Genomic DNA, 14,439 nt, shown 5'->3' with positions numbered 1-14,439 from the left:
CGATGGAACGAAGCCGACGACGTTGCGGCAATCGCTCCTGGCCAAGGCCTGAAGATCGTGGCGAAAGAGAATGCCGAGACCGAGCTTTGACGCCGCCTTTCGCCCATCGAAGCCGCGCCAGGTGGAAGCCCGAGCGAACTGACGGCCGGTTTGAATTCTGTCTCGGCGCGCCCATATTCGTGACAGGTTCGCAAACACTGACGGTACCAGATTTGTCCGAGCAACTGTCGATGTTCGATGCGCCCGCCGCAGGACCGGCGGGTCTGCACTACGCGCCGGATTTCATCTCCAAAGCGGCCGAGGGCGAACTCATCCGCCACATCCGGGCACTTCCGCTTGCCCCCTTCCAGTTCGGACAATTCGAAGGCAAGCGCCGCGTGGCTTCGTTCGGTTACCGGTACGACTATGGGTCGCGCCGACTGGAATGTGCCGAACCGTTCCCGTCCTGGTTAAACGGCATCGTCGCCGCGATCCAATCCTTCGGCGGCGCGTCGACCGAGATCGGGCAGATCCTGTGCACCGAGTATGATCGCGGCGTCGGTATCGGCTGGCACCGCGACAAGCCGCATTTCGACCGGATCTTTGGACTGTCCCTGGGATCCGCATGCAAGTTCCGTTTTCGTTGTCGGACGGAAAACGGATGGGAGCGGTTCACGCTCGATGCGGCGCCCCGATCACTCTACCTGATGGCCGGTGATGCACGGCAGATATGGGAGCACAGCATTCCGCCGGTCGAGGCCCCCAGATACTCGATCACCTTCCGAACCATGGTCGAAACGGTGCGGGGCGCCAAAGCGTCGCGATAACCTTGGATTGCCGGTTCCAGCGCTCCGCTGCGCATCGCCGCATCAACCCTGATCGAGCGCTACTTCGATCCGATCGGAAGACGCAATCATGAGCGGAAGGTGCGACCAACGCCGCGCGAATGGTTGATGGGACGGGGGCGGACGAACTTGGGAAGTTCGTCCGCCGAGAGATCGCGCGCCCCCGGAGTGTCGATCGCGGGGAACGCAGCGGGCGTCTCACGCCGCTTTCGCAGCAGCCTTGTCGGCCGGTGCCGTTTCCATGGCGCGCATATAGAGATCGAGCAGCGATTCGCGCTCGTCGCGCTCATCCTGATCCTGCTTTCGCAGTTTGACGATCTCCTTGAGGATCTTCACGTCGAAACCCTCACCCTTGGCTTCCGAAAAAACTTCCCTCTTCTGCTCGTTCAGTTCCTGCAGTTCAGCGTCCAGATTCTCGATCCGCTCGATGAAGGAACGAATTTTTCCGCCGGGAATGGTGATGTCAGACATGGTGCCTCTTTGTTGAATGAGGCGGTGAAAATGAAAGCAAAGTGATAACCAATGTCTTAAGCTTCATCGGTTCCTGTAGCGCATCTATCCCGCGGCTTGCCGCGGTATTTCAGACCGCGATCCAGCTGATCACGGCCGCGGCCGACGTCCAGAGCGTCCATCCAAGGCCAAGCAGGGACATCACCGCGGCCGCCATTGCTACGGCCAGCAGCAGACCATCTTCCTGCAGGTAAGCGATCGCGATCAGGACGACCACAATCCCGGGAATGACGTTGACCAGAGGCAGGGGCCAGCCCGCCAACAGGCCCAGCAGGAACACGACCAACCCAACAAGCCGGTCAGTCACGTCATGGCGCGCGTTCCAGCGCGGCCGGCTGATGTTCTCGATCGCGCGCAGCAGCGGACCTGCTTTGACGGTGAACCGCTTGAATCGCTTGAAGTCGAACGGCCGCTTCGACAGGAAGCGAGGAAAAGATGGAGCACTGTGCCCCAACATCATCTCGACCGCCGGAAACAGGAGGGCCAGCGTCGCAATTGTGGCCACGCCGGGGACGATCACAAGCAGCCCCAGCAACAGCAGGAGCAGCCCGAACGAGCGCCTGTCCAGATTGCTGAGGAGCCATTCGAGGTCGACGGGGCCGTCAGGTGCTTGCGCGACGAGTTCTTCGAGGAGCTGGGAAGTACGGGTAGGCGCTGAGCGGGGAACGGGCAAATGAAGCATTACCCGGTAACATGGTCGAACTCCGTATCGATTGCAACGAATGCCAGAGGCGCCTAGGAAGCATTGATGGACAACGATTCCGACCAGGCGTGGCACGGCCATGCGCCGAACAGCCCCCTGCCCGCCGGTCGCCGCCGCTGGCCGTGGTTTCTTCTGATCGTCGTCGTCGCCCTTGTCGGCGCCGGCGGCGTCTACACTTGGCCTGAAGTCGCGGCGTTGGTCCCCGCCATAAGCCACGAATCGTCCGGCGGGGCGACGACGAGGAGCGACAAGGAGGCATTGCCAACTCTCCTCGCGGCCCAGCAGAAGCTCGAGGAAGACCTCGCCGCACTCGATCGGTCGGTAGCCGACGGGCAGGCGCAGTTGAAGGCCATTACCGACCAGCTGGCGGTCCTGACCTCGAAGGTCGAAGAGTTGCAGCATCTGCCCCCGCCGGCAGCGCCGCCGCCACCTGTTACGGCCGAGGTGCCGCGTGCCCCGATCGCGCCAACTACCCAGCAGCCGAGAAAGCCGCCGCCTCGGGCCGCCAGGCCTTCGGGTCCCGTTTCGATTGGCGGCGCACCGCTCAATGCCGCGCCCGGCAGCATGGCCCGTTGAGCTCAGAAATGCCCCAAACCGCATTCCGATTTTTGGCTTGGGGTTTGATCCTCGGCCTCTTCATCGTCACCGATACGACGATGGCATTTCGTCCCCACACCTTGATATCGCCAAACGCCGATCGCTTTGCCGCGCTCTTCGTTGTCGGAGCCGTCTTTTCGCTCGCCTATCCGAAGCATGTCCTGCCAATCCTGCTGGCACTGCTCGCCGTCATTGTCGGCTTCGAACTCATTCAAAAGCTGCTCGCCGGCAGGCATGGCTACATAAAAGACATATTCGTCAAAGGCGCCGGCTGCTGCGCAGGCGTTGTCGCCGCCACTGCCCTGAGACGCGCGCTTTCAGCAATGTCCAAGCCGACAGGTACCTCCTGACGTCCTGCGCCGCCTTTGCCCTGTTCGACGTTGGCGCAGAGGCACGTGTCGGCAACCTTCGGTCCAATCCATCATCAAACCTGCCTTGGCACGGGCAAGTCCGCTATTCAAATTGGACCGGCTCGGATCCGGGATAGGAATGAGCGACGAACTCGCAGAACGCGCGAGCCGCCGGAGAAAGCTTCGCCTTGTCCTTCCAGGCAAGCCCGACATCCATGGTGTGGACGTCGTCATCGAGCGTCTTGAGATCGATGCGATGTCCTTCGAGCGACCAGGGACGGTAGACCATGTCGGACAGGATTGTAATTCCCATGCCGGTTGCGACCATGCTGCGAACCGCTTCGACCGACAGGGTCCGGAAGATGACGTTCGGCACGTACGCCGTATGCTGCCAGTAACGCATCGCGGAGCGTTCGGCTTCATCGACGGTCAACATCAGATAGGGCTCGCTCACCAGGTCCGCCAGCTTGATGCTGTCCTTGCGAAGCAACGGATGATTGACGCAAGTCCACAAGCGACGCGGCGAGCGCAACAAGAGCCGCGAGCGAATGGAGTGCCGGTCATGCAAGTTCGCAACCAGCATGATGGCCGCATCGACGCTACCGCTGATCAAGCTCTGCTCGATCGCGTCGCGCGGAAACTCGTGGAGACGCACCGTGATGCCCGGGAATGATCGCCAGAAGCGCGACAACAAAGGCGGCAAGAAATATCCGGCGATGGTGTAGCTGACGGCGACATCGACGGTGCCGTCCACCTGCATTCCCCAGCGATGCGGCCCGCGTATCGCATCCGATACGCTGGCCTCGATGGCGCGGGCACGCTGCAAGAACTCCCGTCCGTCAAAGGTCAGCGTCACGCCGTTCGAGTGACGGTCGAACAGCTTGTGGCCGAGCTCGGCCTCGAGCGCCTTGATGGACGCGGTGACCGCAGACTGCGTCACGCTGAGCGCCGCCGCGGCAGCCGAAACGCGCCCGGTCTCGGCGGTTGCGATGAAATGCCGAACCTGACGGAACGTCAGAGACATAAAAATTTCCGATATCAGCGAACGATATTTCGAATTTTACAATCCCCCGGCGGACCGGAAAAATCAATCCATCGGTTCGCGAGTGAGAGGCATTGAGGTCATGTCCGATGGTTTGGAGTTGGTCGCTCGCGATATCAGCGTCCAATTCGAAGGCCTGAAGGCACTGTCCAACGTGACCTTGACCGTACCGCGGGGACGTATCGCCGGACTGATTGGTCCGAACGGAGCCGGCAAGACCACCCTTATTAATGTGCTGACGGGTTTCCAGCCGGTTGGCGCCGGAACCGTGGAACTGGAAGGCGAGACGCTGAGTGGCATTGCAGCGCACAAGTTGCGCCGCAAAGGCGTGGCGCGAACCTTCCAGTCGGGCCGACTTTTCCGCGACCTGCCGGTGATGGACAACCTTGAGGTCACCGGCGTCGGCCTGGGCCAATCCCGTCCGGCGGCGATCGGTGAAGCCGAGCGCGTCATGGCTTGGCTCGGCATTTCGCATCTGTCCAACACCATCGCCGGCGCCCTGCCCTATACCGACGAGCGCCGCGTCGCGATCGGCCGCGCCATCATGTGCACACCGCGCTATCTGCTGCTCGACGAACCGGCGGCAGGAATGTCGGAGCATGAGAGCCACGAACTTGCCGCCATCATCCGGCGGATCGCCGGCGAGCTCAATGTCGGGGTGCTGCTGATCGAGCACAATATCGGCCTCGTGCTCGAGCTCTGCGAGCGCATCTACGTCCTCGATTCCGGCGAGGTCATCGAAGCCGGCCCGCCCACTCAGATCCGTGACAGCGACGCGGTCAGGCACGCCTATATGGGCACGCAGCGCGACGAGCTGCTTCCGGTCGCCGCCGAACAGGCCGTCGCGTCATGACGCTGCTTGCCGTCGACGACATCACCGTCAGCTATGGCCGCCTGACGGCTCTCCGCGGCCTGACGTTGAAGATCGATGAAGGCGAAATCCTGTTCGTGACCGGCCCGAACGGCGCCGGCAAGTCGACCTTGCTCAACGCCATCGCCGGCGTCGTGCCACCGGGTTCCGGGTCCATCATGATCGATGGCGCAAAGATCACGGGTGCCGCACCCGAAGACATCGCCCGGCGTGGATTCTCCCTGGTTCCGGAGGGACGCAATGTCTTTGGCGCGCTGACGATCGAGGAGAATCTGAAGGTCGGAACCGGCATGCGCGCCGACCGCAAGAAGATCGCCGACGATCTGGATCAGGTCTACGAGGAATTCCCGATGTTGGCCGAGCGCCGCCACACCCCGGCGGGCATGCTCTCCGGCGGCCAGCAGCAGATGCTCGTCATTGGCCGCGCCTTGATGGCCGCGCCCCGCATCATGGCGATCGACGAGCCGTCGCTCGGCCTTGCGCCAAAGATCATCGACCAGGTCTACGAGATCCTGGTGCGGCTGCGGACGCAGCGCAAGCTCACACTCCTGATCGTCGAGCAGAGCTCGACACGCGCCATGATGACGGGCGGACGGATGGTCCTGATCCGCGGCGGCCGCATCGTGCTCGAGGGCCCAGCGGCCGATATGGTCAGGGATGATCGTCTGAAGCAGTCCTATTTCGGCTTCGGAGATCATTGAGATGCGCGAGCTGCTCCAGATCATCTTCGATGCCCTCAGCCTCGGCAGCCTCTACGCCCTTGGCGCGCTCGGTATCGCCCTGATCTTCGGCGTGATGCGGCTCGTCAACTTCGCGCACGGCGATTTCATCGCGTTTTGCGTCTTCGCCATGCTGTGGCCGTCGATCGATGCGGCGGCGATCGTCTTTGCCGGGCAGCTACCGTTCTATCTGCTGATCCCGCTGCTGCTCTTGATCGGCGCCGCGCTGTCGATCCTGTCGGAGATCGTCGTCTTCCGCCGCTTCCGCAATGCCAATCCGGCGACGATGATGATCGCATCCTTCGCACTCGGCTTCGTGATCCGGCATCTCCTGCTGATGCTGTTTTCCAGCCGGCCGAAGTCGATCACGCTGTGGCCGAGCCTCGGCCTGCCGGTCGAATTCCTCGGCGCTCACATCCCGATGCTCCAGGTCGTGACCATCATCATCACGCTGGCCGTGCTGGTGGTCCTCGTCCTGTTCCTCAAGCGCACGCGCTACGGGCTCGAGATGCGCGCGGCCGCCGACAATTTCACCATGGCGCGCATGCTCGGGGTCCGCGCCAACGGCGTGATCCTGCTGGCCTTCGCCATCAGCGGCATGCTGGCGGCGGCGATCGGCCTGATCCTGGCGACCAATTCCGGCACCGCCGACATCGGCATGGGCGCCAACGTGATGCTGATCGCGTTCATCGCGACCGTGATCGGCGGCCTCGGCAGCATTCCCGGCGCCGTTGCCGCCGGCTTCCTGATCGGTGCGGCCAGCGTCGTGTTCCAGGCGACCCTGCCGCATGACGCCAGGGTATTCCGCGACGCCTTCGTCTACGGCGCCGTCATCGTCGTCCTTCTGGTGCGGCCGCAGGGCCTGTTCGCACCGAAATCCGCCAAGCAGAGGGTCTGATCGATGTCGCAGCGGCCGTCCGTCATCCGGCAAACGATCATCACGCCGATCGTGCTGATCGTGGCGCTGCTCATCATGGCGGCCCTCTCCTATCAATTCGGTAGCCGGGCCTTCAACCGCACCGTGGTCGAGATGTTCATCAACATCATGGTGGTGGTCGGGCTTTACGTCTTCGTCGGCAATTCGGGCCTGCTGTCGTTCGGCCATATCAGCTTCATGTGCCTCGGCGCCTACATGACCGCCTGGCTCACGATTCCGCCGGTGATGAAGTCGATCACGCTCAAGGGCCTGCCGGCATGGCTGCTCCACGCGCAACTGCCGATGTGGGTAGCGACGCCGATATCCGGACTGTTTGCGGCACTGTTCGCGCTGATCGTCGGGCGCGTCATCATGCGCCTTTCGGGCATCGCCGCCTCGATCGCGACCTTCGGCCTGCTCGGCGTCATCAACAATGTCTATTCGAACTGGGATTCGGTGACGGGCGGACAGGGTTCGATCGTCGGCATTCCGCCCACCATGAATGTCTGGACCGGATGGATCGGCGGCGCCGTGGCCATCGCGATCGCCTATCTCTACTCGATTTCGCGCTCCGGACTGGCACTTCGCGCCACGCGAGACGAAGCGGTCGCGGCCAGCGCCTCCGGCGTCGACATCGTCCGCGAACGGCTGATCGCCTTCGTCGTCAGCGCCTTCATCATCGGGCTCGCCGGCGCGCTCTACGCGCATTTCCTGAGCATCGTCAATCCCGGCGCATTCTATCTGCGGACGACGTTCATCACGCTGTCGATGCTGGTGGTCGGCGGCATGTACAGCCTCAGCGGAGCCGTCTCGGGCGTGGTCGCGATCTCCGTGTTGATCGAGCTGTTCCGCAATCTCGAGAAGGGCATCAGCCTCGGCGGTCACACCGTCGGCCTGCCGAACGGTGTCCAGGAGATCGCGATCGGCATCATCACCATCGCGATCCTGATGTACTTGCCGACGGGACTGACCCGCAACCAGGAATTCTCCTGGCGTCGATGGCCGTTGCGGCGCCGCCTGACGCCACCGGTCCAGACCGCGCTGAAGGAACTGCACTGACGCTTGTTTGTACAATTGGAGGAGTGGGGATATGCGCTTTACGACATTACTCAGCATCTTGGCCGGAGCATCCGCGCTCTGGTTCACGCCTGCCCGGGCAGCCAACGAGATCGTTGTTGGGTTTGCGACCGCGGCATCCGGATTCATGCAAGCCTACGACAAGCCGGCGCAGGACGCGGCACTGATCCGGATCGAGGAGATCAACAAGGCCGGCGGCCTGCTCGGCAAGAAGATCAAGCCCGTCTTTGCCGACACCAAGACCGATCAGGCCGAGGGTGCCAAAGCCGGCCTTGCGGTGCTCGACCAGGGTGCCGACCTCGTCATCGTCTCCTGCGACTACGATTTCGGCGCGCCCGCGGCGTTGCAGGCGCAGGCTGCCGGCAAGGTTTCCTTCTTCCTCTGCGCCGAATCGATCAAGGCCGGCATCCCCGGCGTCGGCCCGTTCTCGTTCTCGGCCTCGGTGCTGGCACCGGTGCAGGGAGCGACCATGTCGGAATGGGCTTACACCAAGAAGAACGCGCGCAGCTTCTATCGGCTGCTCGACAGCTGGACCGTCTACAACAAGGGCATCTGCGACGGCTTCGACTGGATGCTGCCGCGCCTCAAGGAGGCCAAGCTGGTCGGCAGTGACACCTTCAAGAACGACGATGCCTCGATAGCCTCGCAGATCACGCGCATCAAGAGCATGCCGAAGGAGCCTGACGCCATCATGCTCTGCACGATGATGCCGGGCGCTGTCTCCGCCATCAAGCAGATCCGCGCCGCCGGCATCAAGTCGATGATCCTCAACGGGTCGGGTGTCGACGGCAGCTACTGGATGAACGCCGTTCCTGACCTCTCGAACTTCTACGTCCCGGTGCAGGGCTCGGTCTATGGCGACGATCCGAACCCGAAGGTCAACGAGTTCAACAAGAAGTACAAGGAGGTCACCGGCGGTGACCCCTCCAGCCAGTACGTCTATCCGGGTTACGTCCTGATCGACGTCTGGGCCAAGGCGGTCGAACGCGCCAAATCGACCGATGCGGCAGCCGTCGTGGCCGAGCTCGAGAAGATGAACAACGAGTCCACGCTGTTCGGGCCGCGCACCTTCACCAAGGACATCCACCACCAGAACCAGGGTCGCTACCTGATCGTCGACACCGAGGCCGGCAAGCCGCAGGTGATCGACCAGTGGACGATCTCGGAAAAGATCCCGCTCGACTATCTGGTGTCCAAGTAACCCGGCAATGCGCCGCCCTGGGTGCGCCAGTCATACCCGGGGCGGCCTTCGCCGGTCATATGCAAAGCCAGTTGGAAGGAAATCAGGAGATGGTCGTGATCAACTGCGACATGGGCGAGGCCTACGGCCTCTACAAGATGGGCGACGACAAGGCATTGATGCCTCATATCGACGTCGCGAACGTCGCCTGCGGCTTTCATGCCTCCGACTTCAATCACATGCGCAAGACCGTGCAGCTCGCCAAGCAATTTGGCGTCAAGGTCGGGGCGCACCCGTCGCTGCCCGATCTGCAGGGATTTGGTCGCCGGGAGATGAAGATCGACCGCGAGGAGCTGGCCAATTGCCTGCTCTATCAGATCGGCGCACTCAAGGCCTTCCTGGATGCCGAAGGCATGGCGCTCAATCACATCAAGCCGCACGGCGCACTTTACGGCATGGCATCGCGCAACGAGGAGATCGCCGAAGCCGTGGCTGATGCCGCTGACGTCTACAAGGTGCCGTTGCTCGGCATGAAGGGAACGTTGCACCAGAAGGTCTACGAGCGGCGCGGTCATGCCTTCGTCGCCGAATACTATGCCGACCTCGACTACAATGCCGACGGCAGCCTGATCATCACCCGCGAGCACGAGGCGAAGGATCCGGCCGACGCCGCAACCCGATGCGCAAGGGCGGTCAATGAAGGCAAGACGCGCACGGTGGCCGGAAACGACATCGTGGTCGGCTCCGATTCGATCTGCATCCACTCCGACACGCCGAACGCCGTCGCCATCGCCGAAGCCGTCCGCGAGGCGGTGCGCCCCTATCTCACCGCGCGCTGAACCGTCGCGGCAACGAACCAAAGACTCTCAAGAGGAAACAATGGCAACGCAGCAGATCTTCTCGCCGCTCCCAGGCATCTTTTATCGCAAGCCCGCACCCGACAAGCCGGTCTACAAGAACGACGGCGACGCCGTCGCCGAGAGCGACACGATCGGGCTCATCGAGGTGATGAAATCGTTCAACGAGGTGAAAGCCGGCATCGCCGGCAAGATCGTCCGCTTCCTGGCCGAGAATGAAGATGCCGTGATGGCCGGCCAGCCGATCGCCGAAATCGACGTTTAGGGCTCTTCGACCAGCCATGGCGATCAAGAAGCTCCTCATAGCCAATCGCGGCGAGATCGCGGTGCGCATCATCCGCGCAGCGCGCGATCTCGGCATTGCAACCGTGCAGGTCTACAGCAAGGCCGACCAGGCCTCGCTTGCGGTCAGGCTCGCCGACGAAGCGGTCGATATCGGTCCGCCGCAGGCGTCGAAATCCTATCTCAACCAGGCCGCCATCCTCGCCGCGGCGCGGAGCACTGGTGCCGACGCTATCCATCCCGGCTACGGCTTCCTGGCCGAGAACGCCGAGTTCGCCGCCGCAGTCGAAGCGGCGGAATTGATCTTTGTCGGCCCGACCGCGCAATCGATCCGGCTGATGGGCGACAAGGTCGCGGCACGCGAGGCCGCCGCCGCGGCCGGCGTGCCGACCGTCCCTGGCAGCCAGGGGCGGCTGGAATCGGCCGAAGCGGCCTTCGCGCTGGTCGAGAAGACCGGCTTCCCAGTGATGATCAAGGCCGCCGCCGGGGGTGGCGGACGCGGCATCCGCATCGCGCGGTCCCCCGGGGAGTTTCAGCATCTGATGCCGCAGGCACAGGCCGAGGCACTCGCGGCCTTTGGCGACGGCGGGCTTTACGTCGAAAAGCTGATCGAAGGCGCGCGGCATATCGAGGTGCAGGTGCTCGGCGACGGACACGACGTGATCCATTGCTTCGAACGCGAATGCTCATTGCAGCGCCGCCGCCAGAAGGTCTGGGAAGAAGCCCCCTCGCCCTCGCTCACCCAGGCCGTGCGGGAGAGGCTCTGCACCTCGGCTGTGGCACTCGCCCGAGCGGTCAATTATCGCGGCGCCGGCACGCTCGAATATCTCTACGACGACGCCACCGGTGAATTCTACTTCCTGGAGATGAACACCCGCATCCAGGTCGAGCATCCGGTCACGGAGATGATCACCGGCATCGACCTCGTCCGCGAGATGATCCGGATCGCCGGCGGCGAACGTTTGCGCATCAGCCAGAACGAGATGTGCGTCAGCGGCCATTCGATCGAGGTCCGTATCAACGCCGAGGATCCCGCCAGAAATTTCCTGCCCAACCCGGGCACGGTGAGCGCGCTCAACCTGCCCGTCGGCGACGGCGTTCGCTTCGACAGCATGCTCTATGAGGGATACACGGTGCCGCCCTTCTACGACAGCCTGCTCGGCAAGCTGATCGTGCACGACAAGGATCGGCCGAGCGCCATGAAGAAACTCGAGCGCGCGCTCGCCGAGCTCAGCGTCGAAGGCATTTTCACGACCAAGCCCCTACACCAGGCGCTGGCGCGCGACGCCGACGTCCAGGCTGGGCGCTTCCACACGGCATGGCTCGAATCCTGGCTTGAGTCCCATGCCGCCACGCTTGCCACCGCTCAGCCGCCATCAGCCGCGAAGGTCGCCTCATGATGGCGAGAGAATCCGCCCCGTCAGCAACAGGAGGCCGCTAGCATGCAAACTCGATTTTCCTTCGGCGGCGATGAGCACATTTTCGCCGAGGTCGGCGAAGCGATGTCGCTCGAGGCCTTTTTCAAGAGCCTGTTTATCACCAATGCGGTGCGCGATGCCAGGATCAAGGGTGTCACCGAGATCTGCCCGGCGAACGCGTCCTATCAGGTCAAGTTCGATCCAGAGCGGATCAAGCCCGACGATCTCCTCGCCGAGCTGAAGCGGCTGGATTCCGCATCCGAGAAATCGGAACCGGTGATCAAGACGCGGATCATCGAGATCCCCGTGCTCTACAACGATCCCTGGACCCATGAGACCTTGATGCGCTTCCGCGAGCGTCACCAGGATCCTGACGGCACCGACCTCGAATACGCCGCGCGGATCAATGGCCTCGACAGCGTCGATGCCTTCATCAAGGCGCATTCCAGCGCGCCCTGGTTCGTCTCGATGGTCGGCTTCGTCGCCGGCCTCCCCTTCCTTTACCAGATGGTCGAGCGCAAGCGGCAGCTTCAGGCCCCGAAATATCTGCGCCCGCGCACGGATACGCCGAAGCTCACCGTCGGACATGGCGGCTGTTTCAGCTGCATCTATTCGGTGCGCGGCGCCGGCGGTTACCAGATGTTCGGCATCACGCCGATGCCGATCTATGATCCCAACCAGACCATCAGCTATTTGCGCGACTTCATGTGCCTGTTCAAGCCGGGCGACATCGTGAAATGGAAACCGATCGACCGGGCAGCCTATGACGCCGCGGTCGCCGACGTCGACGCCGGCCGGTTTGCGCCTGTAATCCGCGACGTCTCGTTCTCGTTGACCGAGTTCAACCGCGACATTGATGGCTACAACAGCAAGCTCGATGGAGTTCTCCATGGCCGTTAGGGTTTTGAAGCCGGGTCTTGCGACCACCGTCCAGGACCTCGGACGTCCCGGCTATTATCACATCGGCATCCCGCTCTCCGGCGGCATGGACCGTCACGCGCTGGTCGCCGCAAATCTGCTCGTCGGCAATGATGCGGGCGCAGCCGTGCTTGAAGCGGTGTTCATGGGGCCCGAGCTCGAATTCACCGAGGACGCCACGGTCGCCGTCACCGGCGCGGAGCTGCCGCCGAAACTCGACGGCGAGCCGCGCGAGACCTGGACCAGCTTCAAAGTGAAGCGTGGCCAGATCCTCTCCTTCGACTTCCTCAAGCGAGGCGCACGCGGCTACATCGCGGTCGCCGGTGGCATCGATGTGCCCGTGGTGCTCGGCTCGCGATCGACCTACGCACTCGGCGCGCTCGGCGGCTTCAAGGGCCGCAAGCTCGAGGCCGGCGACGAATTGCCGGTCGGCCGTGCCAGCGTGACGGTCAAGGACGGCCGCACCGTCGCCAACGATTTGCGCGGGCAACCGGCGGGAATGCCGACGGAGCTGCGCGCCATGCCCGGCCTCTATTGGCACCGCATCACCGAGGCCGCCGGCAGCGGGTTCTTCTCCGACACCTGGAAGGTCGCGCCGGAAGCGGACCGGATCGGCTACCGCTTCAAGGGTGGCAAGGCGCTCGAATTCGTTCCGCGCGAACCGCCGTTCGGCGCCGGCTCTGACCCGTCCAACATCACCGATGCCTGCTATCCCTACGGCTCGATCCAGGTTCCCGGCGGCACCGAACCGATCGTGCTGCATCGCGACGCCGTATCCGGCGGCGGCTACTTCATGGTCGGCACCGTGATCGCCGCGGACATGGATCTGATCGGTCAGCTTCAGCCCAACACGCCGGTGAAGTTCGTCAAGGTCGACATGGATCAGGCGCTTGCGGCACGCAAGAGCCGGACCGAGCTGCTGGGCAAGCTTCGCAGCGCCATGGCGTAATCGCGAGGGGGCCCACCGCATCTGCCAACGGACCTCGGCCGCGGGCGCCGGAGCGATCGCGCATGGTCAAGTCTAAACCTGTGGCTGTCGATTGCGCGCTCGCACATCTGAGGTCTGTGCCACGGTGTGCTGTCCGCCGGACGGCACGAGAGTTGCAGCGGACACATTCGGGCTGAGAAACACTGCTCATGAGTTGTGCAAACATCGGAACAACCGCGATGTCCGTTTCTCTGAAACAGATCCGCTACTTCGTCGCCGCCGCCGAGACCGGGCGGATCAGCCAGGCGGCCATCGATCTCAACGTCTCGCAATCAGCGGTCACCGCGGCGATCCAGCAGCTCGAGGCCACCGTCTGCGCCCGCTTGCTGGAGCGCGCGCCGAACGGCGTAACCGTCACCATGGAGGGCAGCCGCTTCCTCTCCCAGGGCCGTCATATCCTCGCCGCCGTCGCCGAGGCGGTGCGCGACACGCAGATGTCCGCCGGCCCCCTGTTCGGGACGATCCGCGTCGGCGTCACCTACACCGTGTCGGGCTACTTCCTGCCGCGTCATCAGATGCGCTTCAAGGCGAGTTTCCCCGGGATCACGATCGAGCTGTTCGAGGCGCCGCGCGACGTGCTCGAGCGCGCACTCGTCGATGGTGCCCTCGACCTCGCGGTGATGCTGGTCTCGAACCTGCGCGACAACGCCATGCTCACCAGCGAGACCTTGCTGCGATCGCCGCGCCGGCTGTGGCTTGCGCCCGAGCATCCCCTGACCCGTGCCGAGCGGGTCCACCTCGCTGACGTCGCGACCTATCCCTACGTCATGCTCACGGTCGACGAGGCCAAGCACACCTCGATGCGCTATTGGAACAACGCCTCACTCGAACCGAAGACCGTGTTCCGCACCTCCTCGGTCGAAGCTGTCCGCTCCATGGTCGCCGGCGGCATGGGAATCGCCATTCTGTCCGACCTGATCTACCGGCCCTGGTCGCTGGAGGGGCAGCGGATCGAGACCCGCGTCATCGAGGACGAGGTGCCCAGCATGGACATCGGTCTTGCCTGGCGTCGCGACACCAAGCCATCGGGGGCTGCGATGGCTTTTCGCGATTTCATGCGCTTTGCGGTTGCCGGCGTCGGGCCGGCCCGGCCGCCGGTCAGCATGGACCACCGACATCAGGCCGAGGAGGCCATCGAAATCTAGAATATCAGTTTCCGTTTTATTCGACTTGACGCCGTCCGGCTG

17 protein-coding genes are annotated in these 14,439 nt (G+C 63.4%); 14 read left to right on the top strand and 3 right to left on the bottom strand.

Features of this window, described 5'->3' with window-relative positions:
- The first annotated feature begins 212 nt into the window (after positions 1–212).
- On the top strand, positions 213–806 hold the full coding sequence (locus Q2M23_RS24090; protein ID WP_316397251.1) for an alpha-ketoglutarate-dependent dioxygenase AlkB: 594 nt from the start codon (positions 213–215) through the stop codon (positions 804–806).
- A gap of 216 nt (positions 807–1,022) precedes the next feature.
- Here the strand turns inward: Q2M23_RS24090 and Q2M23_RS24085 are convergent, their stop codons facing one another.
- Complete coding sequence (locus Q2M23_RS24085; protein WP_316397250.1) at positions 1,023–1,295, bottom strand: DUF2312 domain-containing protein; 273 nt, start codon at positions 1,293–1,295, stop codon at positions 1,023–1,025.
- A 109-nt stretch (positions 1,296–1,404) separates the two neighbouring features.
- A complete protein-coding gene (locus Q2M23_RS24080) occupies positions 1,405–2,016 on the bottom strand; it encodes an exopolysaccharide biosynthesis protein (RefSeq protein WP_316397249.1) in 612 nt (203 codons plus the stop codon).
- A gap of 66 nt (positions 2,017–2,082) precedes the next feature.
- Here Q2M23_RS24080 and Q2M23_RS24075 point away from each other — a divergent pair, with 66 nt between their 5' ends.
- Both Q2M23_RS24075 and Q2M23_RS24070 read left to right on the top strand, forming a co-directional pair.
- Positions 2,083–2,613: a hypothetical protein gene (locus Q2M23_RS24075; RefSeq protein ID WP_316397248.1), complete on the top strand. Its 531-nt coding sequence runs from the start codon at positions 2,083–2,085 to the stop codon at positions 2,611–2,613.
- An 8-nt stretch (positions 2,614–2,621) separates the two neighbouring features.
- Positions 2,622–2,984: a hypothetical protein gene (locus Q2M23_RS24070; RefSeq protein WP_225159392.1), complete on the top strand. Its 363-nt coding sequence runs from the start codon at positions 2,622–2,624 to the stop codon at positions 2,982–2,984.
- 103 nt (positions 2,985–3,087) lie between these two features.
- On the opposite strand, the gene Q2M23_RS24065 is transcribed toward Q2M23_RS24070, so the two are convergent.
- Positions 3,088–4,008 (bottom strand): LysR substrate-binding domain-containing protein, encoded by a 921-nt coding sequence (locus Q2M23_RS24065; protein ID WP_092084505.1) that lies wholly within the window; start codon positions 4,006–4,008, stop codon positions 3,088–3,090.
- 100 nt (positions 4,009–4,108) lie between these two features.
- Here Q2M23_RS24065 and Q2M23_RS24060 point away from each other — a divergent pair, with 100 nt between their 5' ends.
- From Q2M23_RS24060 to Q2M23_RS24010, 11 genes are all read left to right on the top strand, one after another.
- Positions 4,109–4,879, top strand: a complete 771-nt coding sequence (locus Q2M23_RS24060) for an ABC transporter ATP-binding protein (RefSeq protein ID WP_316397247.1) — start codon at positions 4,109–4,111, stop codon at positions 4,877–4,879.
- Positions 4,876–5,598 (top strand): ABC transporter ATP-binding protein, encoded by a 723-nt coding sequence (locus Q2M23_RS24055; RefSeq protein ID WP_225159390.1) that lies wholly within the window; start codon positions 4,876–4,878, stop codon positions 5,596–5,598. The genes Q2M23_RS24060 and Q2M23_RS24055 overlap by 4 nt, the downstream gene beginning before the upstream one ends.
- Position 5,599: 1 nt before the next feature.
- Positions 5,600–6,514, top strand: a complete 915-nt coding sequence (locus Q2M23_RS24050; protein WP_057017115.1) for a branched-chain amino acid ABC transporter permease — start codon at positions 5,600–5,602, stop codon at positions 6,512–6,514.
- 3 nt (positions 6,515–6,517) lie between these two features.
- Positions 6,518–7,591, top strand: a complete 1,074-nt coding sequence (locus tag Q2M23_RS24045) for a branched-chain amino acid ABC transporter permease (RefSeq protein ID WP_316397246.1) — start codon at positions 6,518–6,520, stop codon at positions 7,589–7,591.
- A gap of 31 nt (positions 7,592–7,622) precedes the next feature.
- On the top strand, positions 7,623–8,810 hold the full coding sequence (locus tag Q2M23_RS24040; RefSeq protein ID WP_316397245.1) for an ABC transporter substrate-binding protein: 1,188 nt from the start codon (positions 7,623–7,625) through the stop codon (positions 8,808–8,810).
- Positions 8,811–8,899: 89 nt separating this feature from the next.
- The gene (pxpA, locus tag Q2M23_RS24035) at positions 8,900–9,628 is read left to right on the top strand and encodes a 5-oxoprolinase subunit PxpA (protein WP_028345053.1); all 729 of its coding nucleotides are present in this window, start codon (positions 8,900–8,902) and stop codon (positions 9,626–9,628) included.
- Positions 9,629–9,668: 40 nt separating this feature from the next.
- Positions 9,669–9,911, top strand: a complete 243-nt coding sequence (locus Q2M23_RS24030; protein ID WP_018270951.1) for an acetyl-CoA carboxylase — start codon at positions 9,669–9,671, stop codon at positions 9,909–9,911.
- A 16-nt stretch (positions 9,912–9,927) separates the two neighbouring features.
- Positions 9,928–11,328 (top strand): acetyl-CoA carboxylase biotin carboxylase subunit, encoded by a 1,401-nt coding sequence (locus Q2M23_RS24025; protein WP_316397244.1) that lies wholly within the window; start codon positions 9,928–9,930, stop codon positions 11,326–11,328.
- Between the two features lie 42 nt (positions 11,329–11,370).
- Positions 11,371–12,246 (top strand): allophanate hydrolase subunit 1, encoded by an 876-nt coding sequence (locus tag Q2M23_RS24020; RefSeq protein WP_316397243.1) that lies wholly within the window; start codon positions 11,371–11,373, stop codon positions 12,244–12,246.
- On the top strand, positions 12,236–13,213 hold the full coding sequence (locus Q2M23_RS24015) for a biotin-dependent carboxyltransferase family protein (RefSeq protein ID WP_316397242.1): 978 nt from the start codon (positions 12,236–12,238) through the stop codon (positions 13,211–13,213). Before Q2M23_RS24020 ends, Q2M23_RS24015 begins: the two co-directional genes overlap by 11 nt.
- 218 nt (positions 13,214–13,431) lie before the next feature.
- On the top strand, positions 13,432–14,397 hold the full coding sequence (locus tag Q2M23_RS24010) for a LysR family transcriptional regulator (RefSeq protein ID WP_316397241.1): 966 nt from the start codon (positions 13,432–13,434) through the stop codon (positions 14,395–14,397).
- Positions 14,398–14,439: the final 42 nt, after the last annotated feature.

Source organism: Bradyrhizobium sp. 33ap4 (assembly GCF_032654765.1).
Taxonomy (GTDB): domain Bacteria; phylum Pseudomonadota; class Alphaproteobacteria; order Rhizobiales; family Xanthobacteraceae; genus Bradyrhizobium; species Bradyrhizobium australafricanum.
Note: the sequence above shows the minus strand (reverse complement) of the source record. Positions and strands in the feature narration are given on the sequence as shown.

Coding starts and splice junctions, on each gene's coding strand:
- Q2M23_RS24030 (WP_018270951.1), top strand. CDS start 9,669: ATGGCAACGCAGCAGATCTTCTCGCCGCTCCCAGGCATCTTTTATCGC.
- Q2M23_RS24010 (WP_316397241.1), top strand. CDS start 13,432: ATGTCCGTTTCTCTGAAACAGATCCGCTACTTCGTCGCCGCCGCCGAG.
- Q2M23_RS24025 (WP_316397244.1), top strand. CDS start 9,928: ATGGCGATCAAGAAGCTCCTCATAGCCAATCGCGGCGAGATCGCGGTG.
- pxpA (WP_028345053.1), top strand. CDS start 8,900: ATGGTCGTGATCAACTGCGACATGGGCGAGGCCTACGGCCTCTACAAG.
- Q2M23_RS24055 (WP_225159390.1), top strand. CDS start 4,876: ATGACGCTGCTTGCCGTCGACGACATCACCGTCAGCTATGGCCGCCTG.
- Q2M23_RS24060 (WP_316397247.1), top strand. CDS start 4,109: ATGTCCGATGGTTTGGAGTTGGTCGCTCGCGATATCAGCGTCCAATTC.
- Q2M23_RS24065 (WP_092084505.1), bottom strand. CDS start 4,008: ATGTCTCTGACGTTCCGTCAGGTTCGGCATTTCATCGCAACCGCCGAG.
- Q2M23_RS24015 (WP_316397242.1), top strand. CDS start 12,236: ATGGCCGTTAGGGTTTTGAAGCCGGGTCTTGCGACCACCGTCCAGGAC.
- Q2M23_RS24040 (WP_316397245.1), top strand. CDS start 7,623: ATGCGCTTTACGACATTACTCAGCATCTTGGCCGGAGCATCCGCGCTC.
- Q2M23_RS24080 (WP_316397249.1), bottom strand. CDS start 2,016: ATGCTTCATTTGCCCGTTCCCCGCTCAGCGCCTACCCGTACTTCCCAG.
- Q2M23_RS24070 (WP_225159392.1), top strand. CDS start 2,622: ATGCCCCAAACCGCATTCCGATTTTTGGCTTGGGGTTTGATCCTCGGC.
- Q2M23_RS24045 (WP_316397246.1), top strand. CDS start 6,518: ATGTCGCAGCGGCCGTCCGTCATCCGGCAAACGATCATCACGCCGATC.
- Q2M23_RS24050 (WP_057017115.1), top strand. CDS start 5,600: ATGCGCGAGCTGCTCCAGATCATCTTCGATGCCCTCAGCCTCGGCAGC.
- Q2M23_RS24085 (WP_316397250.1), bottom strand. CDS start 1,295: ATGTCTGACATCACCATTCCCGGCGGAAAAATTCGTTCCTTCATCGAG.
- Q2M23_RS24075 (WP_316397248.1), top strand. CDS start 2,083: ATGGACAACGATTCCGACCAGGCGTGGCACGGCCATGCGCCGAACAGC.
- Q2M23_RS24020 (WP_316397243.1), top strand. CDS start 11,371: ATGCAAACTCGATTTTCCTTCGGCGGCGATGAGCACATTTTCGCCGAG.